This is a genomic window from Enterobacter sp. UPMP701 (genome assembly GCF_053709515.1).
The window spans coordinates 567755-585046 of record NZ_JBSKJN010000002.1 but is presented as its reverse complement, the minus strand read 5'-3'; the positions used below and the strand labels follow the sequence as shown (position 1 = coordinate 585046).

The 17292-nt window shown below is 48.6% G+C and carries 37 protein-coding genes and 1 pseudogene; 19 read left to right on the top strand and 19 right to left on the bottom strand.

Features of this window, described 5'->3' with window-relative positions; genetic code table 11:
* Window positions 1–201: 201 nt before the first annotated feature.
* From ACWKXT_RS08480 to ACWKXT_RS08390, 19 genes are all read right to left on the bottom strand, one after another.
* On the bottom strand, window positions 202–1068 hold the full coding sequence (locus ACWKXT_RS08480; RefSeq protein WP_454532195.1) for a hypothetical protein: 867 nt from the start codon (window positions 1066–1068) through the stop codon (window positions 202–204).
* Window positions 1069–1071: 3 nt separating this feature from the next.
* On the bottom strand, window positions 1072–1422 hold the full coding sequence (locus ACWKXT_RS08475) for a hypothetical protein (protein ID WP_454532194.1): 351 nt from the start codon (window positions 1420–1422) through the stop codon (window positions 1072–1074).
* Between the two features lies 1 nt (window position 1423).
* Window positions 1424–2245, bottom strand: a complete 822-nt coding sequence (locus tag ACWKXT_RS08470) for an ead/Ea22-like family protein (protein ID WP_454532193.1) — start codon at window positions 2243–2245, stop codon at window positions 1424–1426.
* Window positions 2242–2460: a hypothetical protein gene (locus tag ACWKXT_RS08465; protein ID WP_454532192.1), complete on the bottom strand. Its 219-nt coding sequence runs from the start codon at window positions 2458–2460 to the stop codon at window positions 2242–2244. The genes ACWKXT_RS08470 and ACWKXT_RS08465 overlap by 4 nt, the downstream gene beginning before the upstream one ends.
* Window positions 2457–2864, bottom strand: a complete 408-nt coding sequence (locus tag ACWKXT_RS08460; protein ID WP_454532191.1) for a hypothetical protein — start codon at window positions 2862–2864, stop codon at window positions 2457–2459. The genes ACWKXT_RS08465 and ACWKXT_RS08460 overlap by 4 nt, the downstream gene beginning before the upstream one ends.
* Window positions 2861–3040: a DUF2737 family protein gene (locus tag ACWKXT_RS08455; RefSeq protein ID WP_454532190.1), complete on the bottom strand. Its 180-nt coding sequence runs from the start codon at window positions 3038–3040 to the stop codon at window positions 2861–2863. The genes ACWKXT_RS08460 and ACWKXT_RS08455 overlap by 4 nt, the downstream gene beginning before the upstream one ends.
* Window positions 3037–3324 (bottom strand): hypothetical protein, encoded by a 288-nt coding sequence (locus ACWKXT_RS08450; RefSeq protein ID WP_454532217.1) that lies wholly within the window; start codon window positions 3322–3324, stop codon window positions 3037–3039. The genes ACWKXT_RS08455 and ACWKXT_RS08450 overlap by 4 nt, the downstream gene beginning before the upstream one ends.
* A gap of 274 nt (window positions 3325–3598) precedes the next feature.
* The gene (locus ACWKXT_RS08445) at window positions 3599–4168 is read right to left on the bottom strand and encodes a hypothetical protein (RefSeq protein ID WP_454532189.1); all 570 of its coding nucleotides are present in this window, start codon (window positions 4166–4168) and stop codon (window positions 3599–3601) included.
* Window positions 4168–4989, bottom strand: coding sequence for a PD-(D/E)XK nuclease-like domain-containing protein (locus ACWKXT_RS08440; protein WP_454532188.1), 822 nt, complete (start codon window positions 4987–4989; stop codon window positions 4168–4170). The genes ACWKXT_RS08445 and ACWKXT_RS08440 overlap by 1 nt, the downstream gene beginning before the upstream one ends.
* Window positions 4986–5282: a hypothetical protein gene (locus ACWKXT_RS08435; RefSeq protein ID WP_454532187.1), complete on the bottom strand. Its 297-nt coding sequence runs from the start codon at window positions 5280–5282 to the stop codon at window positions 4986–4988. The genes ACWKXT_RS08440 and ACWKXT_RS08435 overlap by 4 nt, the downstream gene beginning before the upstream one ends.
* A 93-nt stretch (window positions 5283–5375) precedes the next feature.
* Window positions 5376–5585 carry a hypothetical protein gene (locus ACWKXT_RS08430; RefSeq protein ID WP_454532186.1) on the bottom strand — a complete coding sequence of 70 codons (210 nt, stop codon included), beginning with the start codon at window positions 5583–5585 and terminating at the stop codon, window positions 5376–5378.
* Window positions 5582–5752 (bottom strand): hypothetical protein, encoded by a 171-nt coding sequence (locus tag ACWKXT_RS08425; protein ID WP_214601313.1) that lies wholly within the window; start codon window positions 5750–5752, stop codon window positions 5582–5584. Before ACWKXT_RS08425 ends, ACWKXT_RS08430 begins: the two co-directional genes overlap by 4 nt.
* Window positions 5753–5849: 97 nt before the next feature.
* Window positions 5850–6110 carry a hypothetical protein gene (locus ACWKXT_RS08420; protein ID WP_454532185.1) on the bottom strand — a complete coding sequence of 87 codons (261 nt, stop codon included), beginning with the start codon at window positions 6108–6110 and terminating at the stop codon, window positions 5850–5852.
* A gap of 158 nt (window positions 6111–6268) precedes the next feature.
* Entirely contained in the window at window positions 6269–6445 is a 177-nt protein-coding gene (locus tag ACWKXT_RS08415) for a hypothetical protein (RefSeq protein ID WP_454532184.1), read from the bottom strand.
* The gene (locus ACWKXT_RS08410; RefSeq protein ID WP_116484367.1) at window positions 6445–6732 is read right to left on the bottom strand and encodes a hypothetical protein; all 288 of its coding nucleotides are present in this window, start codon (window positions 6730–6732) and stop codon (window positions 6445–6447) included. The genes ACWKXT_RS08415 and ACWKXT_RS08410 overlap by 1 nt, the downstream gene beginning before the upstream one ends.
* A 46-nt stretch (window positions 6733–6778) precedes the next feature.
* On the bottom strand, window positions 6779–7081 hold the full coding sequence (locus tag ACWKXT_RS08405; protein ID WP_454532183.1) for a hypothetical protein: 303 nt from the start codon (window positions 7079–7081) through the stop codon (window positions 6779–6781).
* Between the two features lie 2 nt (window positions 7082–7083).
* Window positions 7084–7326 (bottom strand): transcriptional antitermination N peptide, encoded by a 243-nt coding sequence (locus ACWKXT_RS08400; protein ID WP_454532182.1) that lies wholly within the window; start codon window positions 7324–7326, stop codon window positions 7084–7086.
* On the bottom strand, window positions 7323–7883 hold the full coding sequence (locus ACWKXT_RS08395; protein WP_454532181.1) for an HNH endonuclease: 561 nt from the start codon (window positions 7881–7883) through the stop codon (window positions 7323–7325). The genes ACWKXT_RS08400 and ACWKXT_RS08395 overlap by 4 nt, the downstream gene beginning before the upstream one ends.
* 269 nt (window positions 7884–8152) lie before the next feature.
* The gene (locus ACWKXT_RS08390) at window positions 8153–8803 is read right to left on the bottom strand and encodes a LexA family protein (RefSeq protein WP_454532180.1); all 651 of its coding nucleotides are present in this window, start codon (window positions 8801–8803) and stop codon (window positions 8153–8155) included.
* An 83-nt stretch (window positions 8804–8886) separates the two neighbouring features.
* Here ACWKXT_RS08390 and ACWKXT_RS08385 point away from each other — a divergent pair, with 83 nt between their 5' ends.
* The 19 genes and pseudogenes from ACWKXT_RS08385 (at window position 8887) to ACWKXT_RS08295 (ending at window position 16904) form a co-directional block, all read left to right on the top strand.
* On the top strand, window positions 8887–9072 hold the full coding sequence (locus tag ACWKXT_RS08385; protein WP_045347010.1) for a Cro/CI family transcriptional regulator: 186 nt from the start codon (window positions 8887–8889) through the stop codon (window positions 9070–9072).
* A gap of 108 nt (window positions 9073–9180) precedes the next feature.
* Window positions 9181–9471: a CII family transcriptional regulator gene (locus ACWKXT_RS08380; RefSeq protein WP_454532179.1), complete on the top strand. Its 291-nt coding sequence runs from the start codon at window positions 9181–9183 to the stop codon at window positions 9469–9471.
* 34 nt (window positions 9472–9505) lie between these two features.
* Window positions 9506–9910 carry a hypothetical protein gene (locus ACWKXT_RS08375; protein WP_454532178.1) on the top strand — a complete coding sequence of 135 codons (405 nt, stop codon included), beginning with the start codon at window positions 9506–9508 and terminating at the stop codon, window positions 9908–9910.
* Window positions 9910–10056, top strand: coding sequence for a DUF2740 family protein (locus tag ACWKXT_RS08370; RefSeq protein WP_088130987.1), 147 nt, complete (start codon window positions 9910–9912; stop codon window positions 10054–10056). Before ACWKXT_RS08375 ends, ACWKXT_RS08370 begins: the two co-directional genes overlap by 1 nt.
* On the top strand, window positions 10049–10939 hold the full coding sequence (locus ACWKXT_RS08365; RefSeq protein ID WP_454532177.1) for a replication protein: 891 nt from the start codon (window positions 10049–10051) through the stop codon (window positions 10937–10939). The genes ACWKXT_RS08370 and ACWKXT_RS08365 overlap by 8 nt, the downstream gene beginning before the upstream one ends.
* Window positions 10939–12273 carry a replicative DNA helicase gene (locus ACWKXT_RS08360; RefSeq protein ID WP_454532176.1) on the top strand — a complete coding sequence of 445 codons (1335 nt, stop codon included), beginning with the start codon at window positions 10939–10941 and terminating at the stop codon, window positions 12271–12273. Before ACWKXT_RS08365 ends, ACWKXT_RS08360 begins: the two co-directional genes overlap by 1 nt.
* 3 nt (window positions 12274–12276) lie before the next feature.
* Window positions 12277–12729 (top strand): helix-turn-helix domain-containing protein, encoded by a 453-nt coding sequence (locus ACWKXT_RS08355; protein WP_454532175.1) that lies wholly within the window; start codon window positions 12277–12279, stop codon window positions 12727–12729.
* Entirely contained in the window at window positions 12726–12983 is a 258-nt protein-coding gene (locus ACWKXT_RS08350; RefSeq protein WP_454532174.1) for a DUF4752 family protein, read from the top strand. The genes ACWKXT_RS08355 and ACWKXT_RS08350 overlap by 4 nt, the downstream gene beginning before the upstream one ends.
* A gap of 27 nt (window positions 12984–13010) precedes the next feature.
* Window positions 13011–13280, top strand: a complete 270-nt coding sequence (locus tag ACWKXT_RS08345) for a hypothetical protein (RefSeq protein ID WP_454532173.1) — start codon at window positions 13011–13013, stop codon at window positions 13278–13280.
* Window positions 13281–13282: 2 nt separating this feature from the next.
* The gene (locus ACWKXT_RS08340) at window positions 13283–13447 is read left to right on the top strand and encodes a hypothetical protein (RefSeq protein WP_454532172.1); all 165 of its coding nucleotides are present in this window, start codon (window positions 13283–13285) and stop codon (window positions 13445–13447) included.
* Window positions 13428–13865: pseudogene (locus ACWKXT_RS08335) on the top strand (recombination protein NinB). Before ACWKXT_RS08340 ends, ACWKXT_RS08335 begins: the two are co-directional and overlap by 20 nt.
* A gap of 204 nt (window positions 13866–14069) precedes the next feature.
* Window positions 14070–14288, top strand: a complete 219-nt coding sequence (locus ACWKXT_RS08330; protein ID WP_454532171.1) for a hypothetical protein — start codon at window positions 14070–14072, stop codon at window positions 14286–14288.
* 1 nt (window position 14289) lies between these two features.
* Entirely contained in the window at window positions 14290–14595 is a 306-nt protein-coding gene (locus ACWKXT_RS08325; RefSeq protein WP_454532170.1) for a phage protein NinX family protein, read from the top strand.
* Window positions 14596–14753: 158 nt separating this feature from the next.
* On the top strand, window positions 14754–15059 hold the full coding sequence (locus ACWKXT_RS08320) for a hypothetical protein (RefSeq protein WP_454532169.1): 306 nt from the start codon (window positions 14754–14756) through the stop codon (window positions 15057–15059).
* Entirely contained in the window at window positions 15052–15657 is a 606-nt protein-coding gene (locus tag ACWKXT_RS08315; protein WP_454532168.1) for a recombination protein NinG, read from the top strand. The genes ACWKXT_RS08320 and ACWKXT_RS08315 overlap by 8 nt, the downstream gene beginning before the upstream one ends.
* Before the next feature lie 76 nt (window positions 15658–15733).
* Window positions 15734–15931: a protein ninH gene (locus ACWKXT_RS08310; protein ID WP_454532167.1), complete on the top strand. Its 198-nt coding sequence runs from the start codon at window positions 15734–15736 to the stop codon at window positions 15929–15931.
* Window positions 15919–16104 carry a hypothetical protein gene (locus ACWKXT_RS08305; protein WP_454532166.1) on the top strand — a complete coding sequence of 62 codons (186 nt, stop codon included), beginning with the start codon at window positions 15919–15921 and terminating at the stop codon, window positions 16102–16104. The genes ACWKXT_RS08310 and ACWKXT_RS08305 overlap by 13 nt, the downstream gene beginning before the upstream one ends.
* Complete coding sequence (locus tag ACWKXT_RS08300) at window positions 16105–16296, top strand: hypothetical protein (RefSeq protein ID WP_246932152.1); 192 nt, start codon at window positions 16105–16107, stop codon at window positions 16294–16296.
* Window positions 16293–16904, top strand: coding sequence for a hypothetical protein (locus tag ACWKXT_RS08295; protein WP_454532165.1), 612 nt, complete (start codon window positions 16293–16295; stop codon window positions 16902–16904). Before ACWKXT_RS08300 ends, ACWKXT_RS08295 begins: the two co-directional genes overlap by 4 nt.
* Window positions 16905–17292: the final 388 nt, after the last annotated feature.

The window sequence follows — 17292 nt, the reverse complement described above, 5'->3', positions numbered from 1 at the left end:
CCGCCATTGCGGCGGTCTAGTCGATGCGGATGTGCTGTACAATACCTGAAGTTATGCGCTCTACAATGTCTGTAGCTATGCGCCAAGCCAGTTACCGCAAAAGTCGCATCGTTGGATGCGACACCAAATACAACTGACTTGTGCCTGGGTTTTGGTTTTCGAGCTTCCAGATATGCATCAATTTCGGCTGCATTCATTTGATTACTCCTGCTGCGGTGCTGCTGCGAGCATCGTACGGTAAGCAGATGCATGGTAAATGCCATGTGACACCCAGGCGGCATTAAGCATATCTGGCGTTGGCTCCTTCGGAACCAGCACCCAACCATCCGGAATCGCCGGTGCGTTCCCAGCCTCAGCCAGTCCAGCCTTCTTGCCAGCCTGATAACACTCACGCTGCGTCATTACGTAGCCCGGATAATCCGGCATTACTGCAGTCTCTCCCGCACCAACAGGAACCGGTGGCGCTGCTTCAAGTTCAGCAATGTGATTCCTTTGCCAGTCTACGAAATCAGTCAGTGATTCGACGTTGTACCTTTCGCAGAGTGCGTCGTGTACTGCAGCCTTGCGCTTTAGTTCCGTATCGGCACCATGAAGCATGGCAGCCTGATAGTGCTCAAGTTTGACGTATTCCTGCACTCCCCACCCCATTACTCGACAATCAGATGCCTCGGCGGAATCCGTGGAATACGTAGTCGCTCTCCCTCCAGGAACGCTGATGCCATACAGGTCTGCCACTGGCCTAAAGATAGCGTCATTCTCATCAGGCACAGATACCGGCGCTGTCGGGGCGGTGTATACAGGTACAATCTCGCCGCCGAAATCATCCTTCGACTTCAACGCATCGAGTTCATAGCAATAGGTTCGAAGCTCTACATCTTCGCCGTATGCATCACTGCGTTTAACTCTGTTGATGAAATAAGAAGGCTCCGCTTCGCGCGATGCCAGCGCGATACGCAGGGCCGCCAGAGTGTTGATGTCGTCTTCGTCCAGGCCGAACGGGATTTCATCGCGGGTGGCTTCCATGTCGGCAATTTTCTGCTGCAGCCATTCTTTGGTAATAGTACTCATGGGTTAGTCCTCCCCGAACTTCTGAATGCAGATGGTTTTTCCGACGAAACGAGCGCTGCCTTTTCTTTTGGGCAGGCGATATTCACCATCGAACCGATAAATGCCGACAGCAGCGCAAGGACCATCATCACGAATTAATTCCCAGATGAAGTCTCCACGATCGGTGAAATAACCAGGCCCTTCGCCAAATGTCGGGAAGTCGCTATACACCACATCCATGTCACCATGCTGCCCATTGATGAAAATGAAATACCCCTTATGACTCTCACCCGGTTTCGCGTCGAGATGTCCGAACGTTTCGTGTATTACAGCCGCAGCCCTCGCCGCCGTGATTTGAGCTCCGATTTCACGCATTTCACTCCCCCTTACCGATGCCAGCGGCGCGGATTGCTTTTGCGCACTCAGAAATTGCCTGGTTCCAGACTTCTGTTTCGCCCCATAACACGCTACCTGCGTATTCACCCGGACAATATTTTTGTGCCGGAAGCGTCACTGTTCTCGCCTCCAGCTCAGCAATTCGCTGCCTTGCTTCCAGCAATTCTTCAAACCATTGTTCTGAGCTGTCACGCATCTCGATGGCCTGCTCTTTCCACGTTACGGGCCAAAGCGGTCCGCAGCCATTCGGGCAAGGCTCTGTTTTGCTGTTACCCGCTGCGATGGTACCAGCCGCCATATTTATGCTGTTTTTCGTCAGGACGAATCCGCATCCAGCGCAGCGCATTATCCCCGGAGCGATAACAGCCGATGACAGCTCAGCAATCCGCTTCTCTGCCTCTTCAAGTTGAGAGCGCAACTCTGGCGCTTTGTCATCGGCGTTTCGACGTAATTTTGTCACCTCATCAAGCAGCGCTACCGCGATATTTCCCTGCTGTTTTGCCTGGTTCTCTGCGGCTTCCAGCTTCTGGCACAGTTCGCAATTGACTTCCTGGAACATTAGACGCAGCCTCTCGGACTCTTCCAGTTCATCCAGCAGCGCCAGCACGGCGGCAGGGTTGGAGGACTCGAGAAATCCGGCGCATTTGGCTGGAACATCACCATCAGTGCAGTTGACGACTGTCGAACCTTTATCGTCCGTTATGTATGCTTTCGAATGTTGCGTCGCGCGCATGTATTGCCACTTCACGCCACCTGCGCGAACCGCCGCTTCACGTAATGCGCGTTTGTCGATGTTGCTCATTGGGCGGCTCCTTCTATAACGTCTTCCCCACAGTGCATCTGCCCATTTCGGTAGCTCGGATGCTGAACGGTGTAGATAAGGTAAGCACTGCCAAACGCGGTCCATTTGCCTTCAATATGCCGCACTTTCCCGCTTTGCTTTCTGCCCTGACGGTCTGTGTAATTGACAGTTTCACCGACATTGAATTTTGGCCGTAATGCTTTTGCTTTGCTCATGCCTGCACTCCTTTGCGAAGCTGGGCTGCGAATTCCTTTGCGGTTTCTTTAACCATGTCGGATAACAGAGTTCCTCCACCAAATCTCTCAGAGAACATCTCCACCCCCTGCGCCCGCACTTCAGCCAGTAAAGCGTCCGTCGCCGGGGTTTTTATGTCGTTAAGCGCATCAGTGAATCCGCCGCGCTCCATTCCTAATTCAGCTTCGTAATCAGCATCGAACGCAGCGTCTTTGCAGAATTTCTTCAGCCAAGCCATCTCCGCAGCCAGCGCCGCGCATCTGGCTTCAGTTTCTGCGAGCTTTTCTTCGTTCTCAATAGCAATCTTGTACAGCTTCTCAAGCTGAGCCATTGAAGCCAGAAGACCGTTGTGCTTAATGTTTGAAACCAAATCCTTAATGCTCATTTCTTCACCCTCTTTAACCACGCTGTCAGGTGTCGATTGTTGTTGAGGCGTTCTGCATTTCCGAATGAGTCACGCTTCAGCATTTCTTCGCGCGGGATATCGTTGATGGGTTTAAAGCGGTGTCCTTCGATGAGCTCTTGTGGCTGGATAAACGGGTCGTATGTCATGCCTATCATTGTGCACGCTCCAGAAAGTCGTTAACGCCGTCAGCTAGTTCAGAGGAAAGATTGTCGATATGAGCTTTGAGCTCTTTAAGTGATTGCGCTTCTGACTCAAGAATCTCTTTGTGGCAAAGCTCTTTAACCAGTTTGTCGAAGGTGCTGAAATATCCGAGTCTGGATGTGATTTCCTTTCCAAAGTTATTGCTATTTTCGTCTGTGACTTTTTTCTTTTCGCTGAGGACAAGGTCAAACTTAGTGCCGGTGATGACATATTTACCGACGACGATATTTAATTTCATGATGGCAGCCTCAATAGTTTTGCTCTCACTGAATAGATAGAACGGGAGGTGGCTTCTGCGATTTCGTTTGGAGAGTGCGATGAAAAGAGAGCTAATTCCTTTTTGCTCCATGGCTTGTTGTCGCTGGAGATTAACTTGATGCCTAATCTTCCAGCCTTGCTCCATATCGACATTTCAGAGCGCTCAAGCTTTTCCGCTATTAGCTTTGGTTCCATGGTGGAAGCAACTTCGCGCAAGAAGTCCTCCTCCCATGATTCCCACAGGAGGTATGTCATTATTCTTTCTCCAAATCTGCCTTGCGTAGGTTGTAAATTTCATCGAGCTGAGCGAGAAGCTCATCGTTACTTCCGATAACGCCTTTCGTGCGTTTGTATGCAACTTCAAGCTTTGCAGCATCCATGCTTAATACGTTATCAGAGAACCACTTCAGCGCTATTTCAGGTGTGGCCTGTTGCTTAACTTCAAGCCTACGAACCCGATGCTCCTGACGCTTGCCGCGCGACACTGACAGCATCATTGAGAAATCAGCCTCAACGTCGCTCATTGCATAAATCTTGATGCCGCCTACCGCTACACCACCGAACCTCACAGAGGCGTCACCAACTAGTGTAAGAGAGCGTCCAACCCACGAATGGCCATCTGCACCCCAGCCGCCAATTAACACGCGACGCATTGATTTAGACGGCTTGTATGGTCTTCCATCGAAACCTTCCAGGTCGATGAATACTGGCTGCTCGGAGTTGCCAGCGCGAACGGCTTTGATGACTGCTGTGATACTTTGAGTCTGAACATCTTCAAAGTTGAGCTGGTCTGACTTCGGAATAATTGTGCGTGAAAGGTCCATTAGAGAATTACCTCGTCATCGTATTCGTTATCCAGCAAATATGCCGGAACGTTAATTTCGTTGGATGGAAGTACAATTCCTTCGTACTTCAGCTCGTCGTTTTCTTTGCAGGCTACGAGCTTGTCTAATGCAGCAAACATTTCGCGATAACCAAGCTCCAGAGATTCCTCGCCGATGTAGTACATGCAGTTGCGAAATGGTGGCGAGTTCTCGATAGCGAAGAAGGCAAACTGGTTATATTCGATTCCGGTCGCCAGCTTTAGAACGTAGAGATAGAAGGCTGCCTGAATATGGTATTTGTACTGACCGAAAGCATTGCTAAATCCGCGCTCAGAAGCGTCTCTGCAACTCTTAACGTCGAGAGGGTAGGCGAGAGTGTCAGACAGTCTGTCGAAGCGGCATTTAAGCACCAAGCCTGTTTCTGGACACTCTGCGAACATAGATACCTCAGAGTTGCCCTTGGTGTTCATGTAGTCCATGAAGTCGCCATTCAGGCGTGATGATTCGAACATTCGGTTTACTGTTTCGACTTCATTTCCAACAAGGATAAATTCAGGAGATACCTTGCCAGACAAATCCTTGTACTCTTTCGTGTTTCTGGCTTGAATATCTTGCCTGCGAATATATCTGTGCTGATAGATGTCCGGCTCAAGCAACGCCGCATGAATGGCACTTCCAATATGCGCTGATTTACTTCCGGTGAATTTATTGAAGAAGTGGTTAGCGGGACTGATGCTTATGGCTTTGACTGTCGTAGAGCCTATTGCCTCGTCAGCGTGATAGTCCTCGTTAGACATGCCGTAATAAACGCCGGGATTCATGCTGCATCCTCGAAAAGATGACGGCGCATAAAGATATAGAGTGCGTACTCAACTTCTACACGCGGCCTGAATAAATCCCACATGACTGTTCCAGCCATATCCTGATAGTTGCAGTCGTCCTCGCCAAGCCACTCGACTGCATGCTTCGTGTAATCGTCAGGCTTGTGTGCTTCCAGCATGTTGAGCACCGGGCGCATGTTCGCGCACAGCATCTCAACCTGCTTATCAATCGCTGAATTGTCCTCATCGCTAAAGCTCGCGATGATTTGCTTAATCTCTGTTTTGTCTGTCATCGTCAGGCGCATCTTCTGCATCCTCTTTTGGCTGTTTCAACATGTCCTGCATAAGGCGGACAAAGGCATCTTCTGACCAGATATCTGCAATGCTCACTCTGATGACTCTCTTTTCATGTGCTGGCGAATCTGTTTAATAAGCTCTTCTCCATCAACCTCAAATCGCTTCAGGTTTGAACATCCTGAAACCTTGTCTCCTGACATCCGATACCCGAAATCATCATTGCAAATACACAGCGTTAGTCCGCCAGACTGATTGCGGGATATGTCGATATAAACACTTCCTGGACTTAACTCTTTCATGGCTGCACCTTTTGATTCAGAAACTCAACAAGACGCTCCAGGAAGCTCTTAACGCGAGGCTGCTTGAAGTCTGCTCCGGTGATGATGTTCTGGCGTGAATGCTGGACGGATAAGATTGGGTCGAATGAGCGGGCCACGACGGCACCGCCCGCGATAGCAAATGTCATCGTGGGATTCCTTATGTTGTGTGTGATTGCATGAGGCTGAGCACTTGAATAAATGCTCACTCAGATGCGGATATCAAAAAAGCCGCTGGTTAGGCGGCTACGTGAACAGGTTACGTATATACTTCTCGCACTTAGCAGCGCCGCCATACATGACTCTGTTTCTGTGCTGAAACTTATTTGTCGTCGGGTAGAAAATTACTTTTCCTTTATCTGTTTCGAAGTGCATCGAGCCAGAAGAGTCTACCGAGTAGGCGAGACCGCATGTAATCATGTGCGCTTTGTTCTTTTCCAGATTCGCTTGCTTGCGCTCCATCGCCAGCTGCTTATGTGCAGAGTAATCTTTTCCACAGTCACCCATACTTTCCTCCAGGCAAAAAGAAGCCCCGACTGGCGGGGCAAATCAGACAACAAGGGATTTTTCCATCTATCAGGCACTATCGAATCGTCTCCGATAGTACGGTGCGGTATTACACCCAATAGCTAACTCAGAGAATTAGCTATCAGCTGCTATTCGCTTTAATCGTCATCATCGTCATCAAGGTTGACCGTTTTCACCCATACGCCTCTGGTATTCCTTGCGCACCATTCATCGGCCTCGTGATAACTGTCAAAAGTTAGATTGTCGTCAAAGCTATCCTTTGCGATTTCTACGCCCTCAGGATCATCTACATTAAGCAATGCGATTAATTTCATCACTCCTCCCCCAGAGCCTTGCTGATGGCTGCCTGTGACGACATCAATGGATGCTCACTATCACAATCTTCGTCATCTACGCCGCAGACGTTAATGACGTATTCCCGAAGTTTTTGCAGTTCCTTCAGCAAACTAGGAGCTGCTGATATCAGTTTTGCGTTAGCTTTATCTTCAGAAACATCAGTTCGACTGCTATACGTCATGTCGATTATATGATCTCCGTCACCGTCAAAAATCTCATAGTCAAACACGGACCATGGGCCTGGGGAACCTTTGAACTCTTTCATATTCACCTCTGTGGCTTGCTGCCAAAAGAAGGCCGACTATGCGGACTCAGTCAGAAATTATCTTTCCGTGATTAACGATGCTGTCTATCATCCATTCGTAACCACAGAATCCCTTGCTACCCTTGATGGCCTGGTTTTTAGCCTTAACTTCATCAACAATCGTCACGCTAATGTTTGCTCCCCATCCATCCCCGAAGTTGTAATAATGACTGGAGCCATTTTTAACGTTCGGCGAGCCTTTTAGTGGCAGTTGACGGTGTCTGACATATTTATCTCGCTCACCCGACCAGCCTCCATTCCATGAGCCACGGTTAGGCATTGAAAGTTCGAATATTGCGTACTGAGCCATGCTCACCTCGCGGTTACGTTATTAGACTTACGATGACCAGCTGCGAAAATCGCCACTTCTGGCAGACACACAGCACCACCTTCAACTTCCTTCTGACGCGTTCCGGCAAGCGAAATGGCTTTGGTTACGCGTTCACTACAGCCTTCCGACAGCCGTGAAAATGCACGGTCAATCTTTTTACAGTAGGCTTTCATCTCTTTGTGCTGACGAGCACGTTCGAGTTTACGAATCTCTCTGGCTTTCATTGGATACCTCCGAATTCCTTAATTAATTTCTCTCTATTGAATTCAACTTTTCTCAGAGCAGAATCGCCGTGAAGGGCTAATGCAGTTTCGTTGTAAGCGACAACAGCTTCCTTTTTTGAGTCGAACGTGCCTACATGAATTGCCTTTCGATTAATCTTTATTTGAGATGTCCATTTCTTGCTTCTCTCATCAAAACGAACCCCGATATAACCGCTTTTATTTGCCTTGGTTATACAGATGTTCCTATTATTTTGATGCCGACTAACGGCTCTCAAGTTGCAGATTCTGTTATCTGTTCGGTTTCCATTAATGTGGTCTATGTGTTGAGGTTCGGTACCATGGACAATTTTCCAAATCAGTCTGTGCACCGTATAAGCAATGGTTTTATGTCTTACTGCTAAGTAACCGGATCCAGTAACTACTCCACAAGGTTTGGATAGGTCTCTGTTGAAACCTCCAATCTTTCTCCATAAAAGCCCGGTCGAATGGTCATATCTAAAGTGTTCTTCAAGCTCAGACTGCTCAGGCAAGGGAACTCTTTTTGATCTATCACTCATTTAACCCCCTAAGTATTCAGTCAATGTCCACTGCATCATTGGCTGAAGACCTATTTAGGTCTTTGGCGGGGACGAATCATCCCCATGTCATCTTGTTAAAGAGCCAGCCAATCAGTTCCGTTTGGCTACCAGCGTCCTGCTGATGGCTTAAATTTAAGTGTTCTTAATTTAATGGTCAAGTTGATTTTGAAGAAAACTTAAATAAATTCTCGAAATTTAAGTTTGTGACTGATTTTTAAAGGGAAATAAAAAAGCCCCAGAGGAGGGGCTTAAGGAAGGTTTGCTATCTTGGCGTCTACTACTACGCCGATTATCTTACAGTTGCCGTCAACTTCCATCATTGGGTACTGGGGGTTGAGAGGCTTGAGGAACTTTCTACCCGCGTCAATTACGAGCTTTTTGAAGGTGGCTTCGTTCTCGCCTTCAAGTTTTGCGACAACCAGCTTTCCATTTCGTGGCTCAGCTTCTGGATCGACGAGAATCACCATTCCTTCAGGAATACTTAATCCGGCTGGCGAGGTCATTGAATCCCCTTGAACGTCCAGCCAGAAAGAATCCTCTGAACACTCAACGGTTGTGTCGTACCAGTTATCTATAGCTCTTCTGTGATAAGGCTCTACAGCTTCCATCCATTGCCCTGCGCTTACCCAACTGATGAGAGGATATGATCCTCTCGGCTCATGCCTACTATGATAGGCGATATTGGACTGGCTTGAATCTCCCTTCATAAGATAGTCAGGAGAGCACTGAAGAGCCTTGGCGAGAGCAAGCAAGTTCTCACCATTAGGTTCTGTCTCAGAGCGCTCCCATTGCGATATAGCAACATTCGAGACGCCGACCATTTTACCGAGTGCGGCCTGCCGGATCTTGAGCTCTTTTCTTCTGGCGCGTATGCGCTCACCCATCAAAGTTGTATTCATAGTTAAGACATCTTAAATAAACTTGACTTAAGATTCCTTTAGTGGATAATTTAAGTGTTCTTTATTTATTTCGGAGCGAGTCTATGTTCAAGAAGGAAGTTATTGACCACTTCGGAACCCAGCGAGCTGTTGCTAAGGCTTTAGGCATTAGTGATGCAGCGGTTTCTCAGTGGAAGGAAGTGATCCCAGAGAAAGACGCCTATCGACTAGAAGTCGTTACAGCTGGAGCCCTGAAGTACCAAGAAAACGCCTATCGCCAGGCAGCTTAAGTAGTAGCAGTGCCGCTCTTTAACACCACAGGCCAGGGATGTTTCGTCCCTACAACCAACGCATCAACCGATGCGTATTTACTTATTAACTAAGGAAAATATTAATCAATGGAACTAGCAAATCACAGCAAAAAGATACGCGAAGTGGAAACAGAGCTTCGTGCACGACTCGTTTCAATGGGTCAGACAAATTTCGCAAAGATGGCGGGATGGGCTGATTCAAAGGTGAGTCGATTAAACATCCACGATATGGCAGTAACGTTCGTTCTTCTGGAGAAAGTCTGGGAGACAAGCCTGATTCGTGAAGTGGCAAGACAAGCTATTGCAGCTGTGATGCCAGAAAGCAAAAAACGCCCGGTGGTGGCCGGACGCTCTGAGCAAATCAGCATCGAATTCTAGAGACACTGTGTTACGCCAAGTAACAGGAGTAATTATGGCAGGACAAACCAAGCAAGTAAACACCAGCATAATGGCCGGTGACAAGTTCGAAACCGTATATCCATTTATCTTCGTATGCACGGATTATCAGTCTTACGACGGCAACGTGCATACCGATGAGCGTTGGATTGGCGGTTGCCACAAAAATTATGAGCCAGCCGACTGTGGTTATGGCGATCAGTGTTTTTACACCGCTGATGCTGAAGGAAAAAGAATTCTTGAGGTTCTGGCAGTAGTGGAAATGCCAGGCAACTGGCAGCGCAGAATCATTTATTCATGCCACCTTATAGAGCCTGAAGGCAAGGAGAGGAAAGGCAGGAAGGCTTACACAGTAACCGAATCAAGGTTTTTAAAAATGTCTACCGGTTACTTCGCTGATTACGAAGTAGAGGAGGCTTAATGACAAAACCACTCAGTCCTTACCAGGACAAAATGCACAAAAACATACTACGTGATCGCTTCCTGTCCAGCTTCAAGCAGCCTGGTCGATTTCGGGCTGAGTTGGAGAAAGTGAAGCTGATGCAGAAGGAGAAAGGTCATGAGTAATCTCGCAACCGTAACACAATTAAGGCCAACACAGCGGCCTGTGGAGCGTCGTGTGGCAGAACTTGAAGATGGATATACCCGTCTTGCAAATGCCCTGTATGACGAGCTAATCGGCGCAGATTTAACGAAGAATCAGAGCAAAGTTGCTCATGCCATTTGCCGTAAAACATATGGCTTTGGCAAGAAGATGGATCGCATATCTGACAGCCAGTTAGCTCAACTTACCAGGCTGCCAAGACAGAAAGTTAACAAGGCCAAAAATGAGCTGATTTCAATGAAGGTCATCCTTCGCGAAGGCAGTCAAATCGGGCCGAATAAGAATATCACTGAATGGAATATCGAAGGGTGTCACTACTCTGGTGATAATGTCACTGCATTGGTGACAAAAGGTGTCACCAAAACGGTGACAAGGCTGTCACCAAAACAGAGTCACACAAAAGAAACTATTACAAAAGAAAAGAAAGAAAATACCCAAACCCACGAAGTGGGATTGTCATGTGATGAAAAATTAACACCCCGTCAGAAAGAAACTAACCCCAGAGCCAGACAAACCAATCCTCGCTCTACAGTCCCGGCATTCGACCGGGAGCGTTTCAAAGAGACCTGGAACTGCAAAGCCAAACGTCTTGGTATGCCGACCATCAGAAGCATCACCACGTCGACAGAAAATGGAATAAAGCGCCTGTGGTCATCCTACCTGAAGCAGTGCAAAGAGCTTGGCAAGGAGCCACGTGATATCGACAGCATCCTGAACGGATACATCGAGCACGGCTATCAGCCTACGCAGTGGGCGCTTGGTGGCAACCCTGAAGGGAAGGTTTACGGGATTGATACAGCCCTCACGCAGAAGAAGATTGACGAGATTTTAGGAGCTGGAAGCTGATGGAAAGTTACGACTTTGAGCACCAACTGGTTGGCTCGATGATGGTTAAGGGCGATCACATCGACTGCCGCGAAATCGCCGGGAAACTTCCTGCTGAAGCATTCGAGAACTTCCACCTGAAAAGCATGTACCAGGCGATTGTGACATTGCTGAACAAGGCTGAGCCGGTAGATATGTTCACTGTGAAGGACGCTGTTCCATCTGCGACGAAGGACTTTGTGGTTGAGGTTGCATGTAAGTGCTCATCAGCAGCAAACATCCGAGGCTGGGCCAAGCGTGTCAGGCAGTGCTGGATGTTACGCCGTGGCGAGGCTGAGCTTAAGCGAGCAGCAGAGCTTCTGGCAGGTGCGGGAACGCATGACCTGAATGACCGCATCGCTGAAGTAAGCGGGATCCTGTCAAAACTCCAGTTCGAAACCAACGACAAACTACCGCGCCGCATCGGTGATTTGCTGGATGATTACATGGTTGTTCTGGAAAACAGGATGCAAGGCGAGGAGTCTGGTTTGTATCTCAAGACGGGCATTCAGCCTATGGACGATGCATATGGCGGGCTGGACCGAACTGACCTTATTGTAATCGCTGGTCGCCCGGGCATGGGTAAAACGGAACTTGCCATTAATATCGCCAACTCGGTTGGGAGGCAGAAAGGGAAGGGGCTGTTTATATCAATGGAAATGTCGGATATGCAGGTCGTTGAGCGTCACGTTGCTGACCGAGCAGGACTATCAGTAGGCACGCTGCGAAACCCTCTCAATATGATACAGGAGCAATACACACGCCTTACTGCGGCAACGGGAACTCTTCTGGATGAAGATAATCACGTCATAGATGGCTCCTTCACGGTCGATGAGTGCATAGCTCACGCCGAGCGCATGAACATGGACGGCGGCCTAAGCTTCCTGGCTATAGATTACCTCGGCCTGATAGAGAAGCCATCAAACATTCCTGAGCATCAAGCCATCGCTGACATCACCAGAAAGCTCAAGCAGTTCTGCCTTCGCAATAAGGTTCCGGTGATTCTGCTGGCCCAGCTTAACCGTGGTCCAGAAGGTCGGCAGGAAAAACGCCCTGGTCTGGGAGATTTGGCTAAATCTGGCGCTATCGAGCAGGACGCCGACGTAATTATCTTCCCTTATCGCGATGAAGTTTACGACGAGAACAGCAACATGAAGGGAATCGCGGAAATCATCATCGGCAAATATCGATCTGGTCAACCACAGACGTTCTACATGGGATGGAAGAACGGGCACTTTGTGAATATTGACCAGCAGGAAGCCGCAAAACAGTTCTCAGCCAACCAGACGGAGTCCAAATCAAACGACTGGAGATAATCCATGAACACACGAGACAAAATACTCAACCACCTTGAAAGAAACAAACCAACATCAGCACGAGAGTTTCACCACCTTACCGGTGCACCAAAATCCCGCATCACCCAACTACTCCGCGAACTCACAGAATCAGGCCAGCTTGAAATACACAGCGTCCATAACGGAATCAAGCGTTATCGGCTGACTGAACTTCATGCTAACCGTCGCCAGGCGATTCTGGACTGGATGGAGAGCGGTAACGATGGAACTTCAGGAGCTATCTCAGCAGCAACCGGAGTAGACCTGCAAATGACCGCGCAGATTCGGGCATCACTGAGCAAGCAAGGTGAGGTTTATCGTGAGTGGTTAGGCAGAGAAAAGGTCTGGCTGTATCGCAAGAACGCACCGTTTACCTTTGGCTGCGCCAATGAAATGACTGCATTTATCAACAAGGCATTAAGAGAGGTGCGAGCGTGAAAGACCTATCTTCGGCGCTAAATATTGGCCTTTGCTTCATCGGATATCTCTACATCATGTACAAAACTGGCCAATGGGTTGTAAGTAACGCCCTAAAGCAATGGGATAAACGACGTAAGGATTCCCAAAAGCAAAAAGCGGTCAATGCGTTATACGAGGCCTATGAGTTAGACAAGGTAACCGCAGGCGACACGGTTAAGCTAGCAACAAAGTCAGGCTTGGTGATTATGATTTATCGCCAGGATAACAACTAACACCCCAGCGCGCTGATGGAGAGGAATATGGACGAATCAAGAAAGGCTTTCGAATCATGGGTTGAAAGTGCGACAAATTCAGATTTACACAGAGGAATAATGCTAGATAGGCGTGAGAGTGGTGGGTACAGCCATCTTGCAACCGAAAACAAATGGGAGGCATGGCAGGCATCCCGCGCAGCTATCGAGATTGAGCTTCCTGAAAGCTTTACCATGCATAGTGGTCGAACCCCCTACCTGTATGTAAGCGATGTGCAGAGCGCAATCCGCGCCGCTGGAATCAAAGTGAAGGAGTGAGTATGAGCGCATACGAAGAAATTATGTTAGCCCTGCGATTCTTTTTCGATGTGGAAGAAGATGAAAACGTAAACGAGATTATCGGGCAAGACCACGACCCGATCGGAACCATTGCTGCCGCACTTGAAGATTACAGGAGCGTGAAAGGTGAGGAAACTAACGTTTGAACTAAGAAGCCCCATTCATCAGCAGAACGCCATTCAAGCCATATAGCAAATATTCCCCGACCCAACCAAGCCTATCATCGTAACCATCCAGGAACGCAACCGCAGCATTGACCAGAATCGCAAACTCTGGGCTTGCCTTGGTGATGTTTCGCGTCAGGTCGAATGGCATGGGCGCTGGCTCGACGCAGAAAGCTGGAAGTGTATCTTTACCGCAGCGTTAAAGCAGCAGGATGTCGTGCCTAATCTCGCTGGAAACGGATTCGTGGTGATAGGCCAGTCAACCAGCAAGATGCGCGTCAGTGAGTTCGGAGAGCTTCTGGAGCTTATCCAGGCATTCGGTGCAGAGAAGAATGTGAAGTGGTCTGACGAAGCCAGATTAGCGCTGGAATGGAAAGCCAGATTCGGAGATGCGGCATGATATGAAGATGACATGGTTTCACCATCACGACCTCACCAACGAAGAAGCAACCCAGTTAATCACCGCCTACCAGTCCCGCAACGTAAAAACTCAACGAACGCTAAGCGCAGACCCTCGGTTATGGGTGGTTTCCGCATTGCTTCCAGAGTACGCCAGCGAACCAAAGGGCGGAAGTCTGTATCAGCAACGAATCTGGAGTTAGCTATGAGCGCAGAAGAAGACTACATCGAGCGTTTCTCTGACCTCATGGAAGATGCAGAAAGCGAAGGAGTCGACGGCATAAACATCATGATGAATTACCTGATGGCTTATGTGGAGGCAATGACAGAGGACGAAGAAGAGCAGGGAATTATCTGGAAGTTGGGCGACAAAGACCTGGTTATTTCCATTGAACCAGCAGAACAAAATGCGAGGTTGCATTGATATGGACTATTCACAGTTATCAGATTTTGAAATTAACAGCTTAGTTAGCGCGCATCTATGGGGTAGCGTATGCGCGGTTGATGGTGTCGTATTGCACAACGAAAAGGATGGTGAATTTAACCCCTGTAAAAACCCCGATGATGCATGGCTAATCATCGCTGACAACGGCATCAACATTCTCTGGGATTGGAACGAGAACGGATTGCACGGGGCTTCTGCTAACCCTATTTGGGAGTACGAACATGAAAACGTTCTTAGAGCGGCCATGATTGTCTTCCTCATGATGCAGGACGCCAACAATGCTTAGCCAATCAGAAGCCCAATCCTACGAGCAGCAGAGCATACGTCGAACGTTGTGCGCTGGCTGCACGAAAGAGTTATCAGATGGCGAGGTTCATTGCTGTGAAGAATGCGCCTCACTGGCAATAGCGTATCGCGACCCTAACGGATTTATGACGGAGGAAGATGATGGGTGAGTTACGCGCAGGTGGCATCGCGATAGTCATTTTTTCAGAAAACAAACCAGAAATTGGCAGATGCGTTGAGTTAATCGAAAAAGTAACAAACGGATATTTTTTTAATTTTCCTGGCGCAGGTAAGCATGGGTGGCGCGATGAGACGCCCGGCTGGTTAGTTAAAGGCGATGTATCGATTTATACAAACAAGCCTTCAGGTGGCTTCTCTTATTTTTACAGTGATGAACTCATGCCAATCGACGGAGAAGACTTCTCTCACGAAGATGAGCGACAGAAGGAATTGACCAATGACTAAAGCTCCCCGGCGAAAATGCAAAGTCTGCAATGAATGGTTCCACCCGGCATTCTCAAATCAGTGGTGGTGTAGCCCGGAACACGGAACCGAACTAGCAATAGAGCGACGAAGCAAGGAGAGAGAAAAAGCAGAGAAAGCAGCAGACAAGAAACGACGACGAGAATATCAGCAGCAGAAAGACAAGTTAAAGATTCGAAAGCTCGCCTTAAAGCCCCGCAGTTACTGGATTAAACAAGCCCAACAAGCAGTAAACGCCTTCATCAGAGAAAGAGACCGCGACGTACCATGTATCTCGTGCGGAACGTTCACGTCTGCTCAGTGGGATGCGGGTCACTACCGCACGACTGCTGCGGCACCTCAACTCCGATTTGATGAACGCAATATCCATAAGCAATGCGTCGTATGCAACCAGCACAAGAGCGGGAACCTGGTTCCTTATCGAGTGATGCTCATCGAGCGCATCGGGCATGCGGCTGTAGACGAAATCGAATCAGACCATAAGCGACATCGCTGGACTACCGAAGAGTGCAAAGCGATTAAGGCGGAGTATCAGCAGAAGCTTAAACACCTGCGTAACAGCAGAAGTGAGGCAGCATGAGCACTGGAGAATGTATAGCGCTGGCGGTGGGTTTCATCGTTTGCGTACTTCTTATGTCTAGATTGGAGCCACTTCAATGACACCAACTATCAAAACCATACCTGACATTCTCATAGAAGTACGTGGGAATCAGTCAGAAGCAGCCAGGCAACTAGCCTGCAGCCGAAACACCATCCTCAGGTATTCACGAGACACCAAAGCTCAATTCCACGCCATCGTTAACGGCGTTCTCATGGTTCATCAAGGCGGTCGAGGTAAAACATGTGCAGCGTAACTAACATCCAGCATGTTAAGTGGCAGCGTCAGCGCGATATGCATAATGAGCAGGTGCTGATAGGCAAAGAGCAGGAACTTGAGCGCAGTCTTGAGTATGTGCGCGAGCAGCTGCGCGAGGTGCGTAATCGGCTCGGAACGAATAAGCCAGACCATGATCCGGAGGCGGCGTAGATGGACGTTAAAAACTCACTTGAACGCCTTAAAAAGCTGAATGAAGAAAACAGAACTCCAGTGAGAGTATCTCGCGGCCTTCTTAAGTCGGCGCTGATGGAAATTGAAATGCAGAGCAAGCTACATGGCGAATCATTTGCAACAAGGATGGTGCTCGGTCAGTTGAAAGATGTGCTGGGGATAAAATCATGAGACACACACCGATATTTGGCATGATTAACTTCATCGACGATGCTCATTTCCGCCGCGTATGGAAACACCCAAAGAAAACCATCAACTCACGCCAGAAAGCATGGGTTCACTACATGCTGCAGGTATGGGGCAAGGTTAACGCAGGGGATGATTCCCCGGGTGGTGCAATCAACGTTATCGGTCGCCTGATGATTCGTAGCCAGTGGAGTGATGACAAGGCCAAACAGATTGAGTCTGTTGTCATGCGCCTGTACGAAGAGGATGGACTGCGTGGAGATGCGCTCTATCAGAAAGCTCGCGAACTGGTCATCCCTCAATCATCGTTAAGCAACATCATCGCTCTCGCCAAAGAATCCGATGATGCTGCTTTCGTTGAACGTGTGATGGTCAAGATATTTCACCGTGAAAGCCCCGTCCGCGATGTAGCTATTAAGCGATATTGCAATCGAAATTGCACGCAAGATATCGCCAGGCTGATGAATGCAGTCACCGGAATGGATATCCAGTCATGCAGACGTCGGGTTGTCTGGTGCGAGAATGTGCTCGATTCAGAAATCTTTTATGCAATGAAGCGCGAAATTGAGAAGGAATTTCCAAAGGCTGCATAATAATTAGGTAAATTGTCCTAAATAACTTGCGGAAGCGAAATGGAAGTAGTACATTTTGTGTATGCTCGGAGCAAAAGCGAACAGAGCAGCCAAACAAATAAGCCCTGAGGTTCACGCCTTGGGGCTTTTTGCGTTTTAAGCACAACGGAAAGCCTTCTTTCATGCCCTGCTTAGGCTCGACATTAAGTATTCGGGAGAGTTGGCTTCCCGTTGTGGTGAATGCGCAGGCTGATGCGCAGTGATTGCACTCCCGTTGCCATGTTCTGCCACTGACGGGCGTAGGCAGAAAAGCCGGAGATCAGCGCCGGCCACCACAACCTAACCTGCTACATCAGGCAATCGGTCGAAAGACGCCGGATAAACGTAACCGGCATGTTTTATTGCGGAT